This window comes from Clostridium sp. UBA6640, assembly GCF_002455975.1.
GTDB lineage: Bacteria > Bacillota > Clostridia > Clostridiales > Clostridiaceae > Clostridium_J.
Genome location: NZ_DKLM01000091.1, coordinates 5,099 through 10,245 on the forward strand (window position 1 = coordinate 5,099; position 5,147 = coordinate 10,245).

Here is a 5,147-nt window from a genome sequence, read left to right on the forward strand (position 1 = left end):
TCCTTAATTTTTAAGGATTTAAACTATTTTTACAGAAAGTGTATTTTCCAGGTATATTAAGTCTTCACATTGTATCCATATCTAGTATCCATTTCAAAATCTTTAGCTAATATTTCTTCTTTAATGAAAAATTATATCCACTTAAAGATAACAATAGCTGAGAAGGCACATAAAAAAGCCATATTGATAATCCAGAGATATTATGCACTATGTCAATAAAGGTCCATGAAATTCCTGTAAGTTTCGTTACATTATATAGTGCTACATTTATATCGCATAAAATAAAAAGTATCATACCATAAGCTATCATATATTTATTAGGGTGTGGATATGAATTGTTTTTATAAACTTTTATAGCTTTTCTAACACTGATCATTAGACAAATAGCATAAAATAATACTACTGCAAATAATATATCAATTTTTATAATTAGCAAATCGATTATCAAATAGATAAACATTAAGGAAAGGAATATAATTATAAATTTTAAAGATGTTTCACTAATTTTAAGAGCCTCATATCTGATAGAATAAAGCATTTGAACCATACAAAATAAAGCTACACCTAAAGTATAATAGTTGAAAATAGTAAGAAATAAATCTGCAAACATAGTTATAAAAAGCCCTGCTTTAAGTAAAGAAATATCTAATTTATTAAGAGGATTTTTTTCTGTTAATGTGCATATTAGAAAACAAAGCATTATACATATATACTTAATCATATATGATGAAATAAATATTTCTATATTAAAAAACTCTATATACAAAAATGAAAAATATAATATAGAAACTATTATTAATAGAGCTTTAAGAAACCATGATCTATAATTTACACTTCTCACTTTATATCACCATCATCATTTAAAATTTAATCTCATAGATTTTTTATAAATTTTCAAATCAATTTCTTAATTTAGTTTACTCAAAATTAAAGATATTATTAAATACTCAGTAAAGATTAATATAAATATACTTATCTGCAATTAATATATATTAGAATAAATGTTATTCTATATATATTAGAATAGCATTTATTCTTTTAGTATTTGATTGGATCTATTTAATTCATAATGCATAATTGAAAATTTATAATTTCTTGTAAAATAAAAAAGAGCCTTTCAGCTCTTTTTTATTTTAATAAACTTAAATACTATTCTTGATTTTGTTCTAATGCTATTAATTTATCTCTCTTTAAGATATGCCCATCTATCCATTTTATCACAAACTCTAATATCTCTATTAGGTATCGTTGTTGGCTTTCATCAATTTCTTTTAAATCAAGGCTATTAATCTTTGCAATAAAGTCATCATGTTCAACTTTATGTGATAAATATTTTTTATAACCTATACTAAGCATGTACTCTTCTTCTGACTTAAAATGAAATACAGTATAATCTTTTAAATCATTTAATATTTGAACAATTCTATCGTATTTATCTGTAATAAATTGATTTTTTAAAAGTTGGTATAAATCATCGGCTATTTCAATTAATTTTTTATGTTGTTCATCTATAAGTTCCACTCCAGTAATATAGTCATCTTGCCAGCTATTCATTTTATCCCTCCTTATCGGTATAAGATTTTCTATATGAATATAAAAATCCCTGCTAAAAAATTAATTATTTTTGTATACAATTTAAAATTCATTTATAAATTCTTCTGTTTACGTATTTATATAGATTCATCTATCATTTATAAGATGAAAATAATATACTTTTAATTTCTTTAAAATCTTTGATACAATAATCTGCAAATTTTTTTATTGCATTATGTTGTTCTTCATCTCTTTTTAATAGGTATTCTGTTAATATGGTCACTATTCCTAACTCTTTTGCACCTTTTAGTTCATCAGAGCCACCATCTCCAATAAAAATGCATTCTTTTGGATTAACATTCATTTTTTTTAATGCAATATTGTATATTTCAGTTTGAGGTTTTAAATATCCTACTTCATAGGAAAATATTGTATCGTCAAATAAACTATTTAGAGGAGACGTTCCCCAATGCATCACATCAATTATATCTGCATTACTTATCAAACATATCTTCTTTCCATTTTTCTTTATATCTGAAAGAACTCCAAGTATTACAGGATCTACATCAATTAACGAGTTTTTAAATCTTTCTTCCCTTAGTTTTAAAATTTCTACCTTATCACATTCTTTAACAGCTATTTGCATTTTTTCAACAATATCTTCAATTATCTTCCGAGGATTTTTCTCATATCCAGTTGCTCTTTTTATGTATAGTTCATTATCTTCTGCACATTTTTCCCATTCTGCTTTTGTTATTCTTAATACATCATTTTCATTTCTTAAATCATTATATTTTGGTGTCACCAGTGTAAAGAACAAATCAAAAAATACAGCATTTATATTATTATTCATATTAAATCCCTCACTTTTAAATTTAATCTTTCATGATGTATTTAATCAAATTTTCAGTTCCTTTGATATTGCAAAAATGCCTATAACTTAAACATTAACCTAATTCATATCACTGGTATTATTATTTTTGTAGTCCATAGTATTATCTTCTGTTTAGATTTTGTTTTGCAATTAAATCATAATATAGAATAATCCACTATGGATTTCTTTAACTCAATTTCATTTTACAATGAGTCTGAATAATTTCTTCATGTTAATTTTCAAATAATAAATTAAAAAGAGAATTACTAGGTACAATTCCTAATAATCCTCTTTTTTTGATTTCTAGTTTCAAGTATACTATTTTGTCTCTTCTTTGCTTTCTTCTTTTTTATCTTCTTCTTTATTTTCTTCTTTTTTATCGTCTTTATCTTCTTTTTTATCTTCTTCTTTTTTATCTTCTTCTTTATCTTTTTCTTTATCTTCTACTTTATCTTCTACTTTAGTACCTGGAGCTTCTTCTGTTTTACTTCCACATGCCATAAATCCAGTAGCTGTTATAAGTACCACCCCTGTTAAAAGTAATGTTTTTATTCTCTTTCCTCTCATGAATATTCCTCCTAAAATTTAAATTAATTTTAATTAATACGTATTACATATTATATTTTACCAAAGTTTATTAATTTTTTCAAATTATATTCACTTTTTGTTCATTAAAAGTTCATGAGAAAATTATAAGAACATAAAAATTTGATTAAAAAATATTAATCAGTTCTCTTATTATTCTAAGGATTACATTTGCTGCAAGGCTTATATTTTTTAGATATTGCATCTGTTCTAGACATGATAGTAGGGTTTTTCATATTACTGCAAGTATCATTTTTATGATACGCCTTTCCATTTGAAGTTACATACACAGTATTTGATACTGGTTGTTCTGGTTGGAGTTGTGGTGTTGGATTCGATTCTGTAGTATTATCTTTATCTGACACATAATCCCCTGTTTTAATAATGTTAATTATTGTCTCTGATACAACGCCAGTACCTCCTAGTACTGTTATTGTATTAAATTTATTATCTTTTACAAAATTTAAATTAGTATTATTTATATTTTCTTCTACTAATAAAATATAGCCGTTATTTTTAGCAGCTAATGCACTTCCAGCTAAAGCATCAGGGTAATTAGCCCCAGTTGCTACATAAATATTTTCTTTGTTATCTACAAATTCATTTATTACGTTTATATTTCTTTCGTATTTATTTGCTCCACTTATTCTCTGAGGTGAAGGAAGTTGTTTATATACTACTTCATTTATTTCTTTTGTTCCACCAATTACATATGTTTTTGATACTTGCCCTAAATATTTTTTAACAGCATTATTTATGTTACCTGATGGACTTAGTATAATTGGTGCTTTCATTTGAGCTGCAATAGGTGCAACTGTAAGTGCATCTGCAAAATCAGTTCCAGTTACTATAAATGCTTCTTTGGTATTTTCTAATTTTTTAGCAACCTCAACAGATGTTTCATATCTTCCAGATCCCCATAATCTTTCTATACTTATACTTTGCTTTTTTAATTCATTTTCTATTTGTGGTCCTACTGCTCCTGGTCCCCCTACTATAAATACTTTTTTAACACCTAACCTTTTTATTTCACTTAAGGTATTACTATTTAATTTACTTTTTTCTGTTAATAGTATTGGAGCATCATATTTTTTAGCTAATGGTGTTGCACTAAGTGCATCTGGATAATCTGAACCTGTAACTAAAACTGCATATTCTGATTTATCCCATTGTGATGTAACAGCTTTTGCAGTTTCATACCTCCCTTGACCCGCTAGTCTTTTTACTTGAGTTTCTGCATTAACATTTAAGCTAAGTAGATTGGTAATTATTAATGTTAATGCAATAAAACAGGATATAACTTTTGTTTTTCTATTATTCCCCATAAAATCACCTCTCGCTGTACTACTATTCTACAATTATTTATATTATCCTTTTGTAAACAAAAAGGATTATTAGGTACGATTCCTAATACTCCTCTTTAAATTACATCTCATATTAAGTCTCAGCTACTTCAAAGCTATCCCTTGTCTATTTTCTTTTAAATTCTTTTTCATAAAATAGTATCTTCCATTATCTCCTATGCAAACAAAATCTAACTGTTCAAATAGTGCCTTATATCCTGTATGCAATTTTTCATTTTTTTGTTTTTCAGGGATACCGTTGAGGAAATTATCATGAACTGGAATTGAATAAATTACTTCAACTCCTTCATCTTTACATTGAAACAATACCTTCTGTAATAACTCTTTTTGTATGCCTTTCCCCCTATACTCCTTTTTTATAAAAAAGCATGATATAATTCTTACATTTTCCTTACTTCTAAGACTTAGTAAATTTTGTAGATAGGGCACATCTTTTGGATGAACACATTGACACCATGCTACTGGTTCATCATCCATATAATAAATATATCCATCATGACATTTACTAGTAATATTTATTCTTAATTTTTTGACCTCTTCAATAGTCATTTTAATCCAATCATCTATATTATTAGCAGAAAAATAGAAAGTACACTGACAACTTTCACATTTATCATTGCTAAACAATGTGAAAAAATCTTCTAAATTATCTGTCGATAATTGTTTTATGAGTTTCTTCACTTTCATCCCCCCTATAAAAAATTTCTAAGATATATTTATCATATTAAGATTCAACTTCATCAATTGAGAATTAACTATTAACAATGGACAATTATTGATACTTCTCTTTT

At 25.8% G+C, this 5,147-nt stretch carries 6 protein-coding genes; all 6 read right to left on the reverse strand.

Annotated elements, in window-relative coordinates; all coding sequences use genetic code 11:
* Nucleotides 1–106 precede the first annotated feature (106 nt).
* The 6 genes from B2W91_RS10355 to B2W91_RS10380 all read right to left on the reverse strand — a co-directional run bounded on the left by B2W91_RS10355 (nucleotide 107) and on the right by B2W91_RS10380 (nucleotide 5,037).
* Nucleotides 107–841 carry a hypothetical protein gene (locus B2W91_RS10355; protein WP_291580561.1) on the reverse strand — a complete coding sequence of 245 codons (735 nt, stop codon included), beginning with the start codon at nucleotides 839–841 and terminating at the stop codon, nucleotides 107–109.
* A 308-nt stretch (nucleotides 842–1,149) separates the two neighbouring features.
* Nucleotides 1,150–1,554, reverse strand: coding sequence for a bacteriohemerythrin (locus B2W91_RS10360; RefSeq protein ID WP_291580562.1), 405 nt, complete (start codon nucleotides 1,552–1,554; stop codon nucleotides 1,150–1,152).
* A gap of 133 nt (nucleotides 1,555–1,687) precedes the next feature.
* A complete protein-coding gene (locus B2W91_RS10365; RefSeq protein WP_291580564.1) occupies nucleotides 1,688–2,386 on the reverse strand; it encodes an HAD family hydrolase in 699 nt (232 codons plus the stop codon).
* A gap of 339 nt (nucleotides 2,387–2,725) precedes the next feature.
* Nucleotides 2,726–2,974, reverse strand: coding sequence for a hypothetical protein (locus B2W91_RS10370; protein WP_291580565.1), 249 nt, complete (start codon nucleotides 2,972–2,974; stop codon nucleotides 2,726–2,728).
* 176 nt (nucleotides 2,975–3,150) lie between these two features.
* Nucleotides 3,151–4,317, reverse strand: a complete 1,167-nt coding sequence (locus B2W91_RS10375) for a cell wall-binding repeat-containing protein (RefSeq protein ID WP_291580566.1) — start codon at nucleotides 4,315–4,317, stop codon at nucleotides 3,151–3,153.
* 123 nt (nucleotides 4,318–4,440) lie between these two features.
* Entirely contained in the window at nucleotides 4,441–5,037 is a 597-nt protein-coding gene (locus B2W91_RS10380; RefSeq protein WP_291580567.1) for a GNAT family N-acetyltransferase, read from the reverse strand.
* Nucleotides 5,038–5,147: the final 110 nt, after the last annotated feature.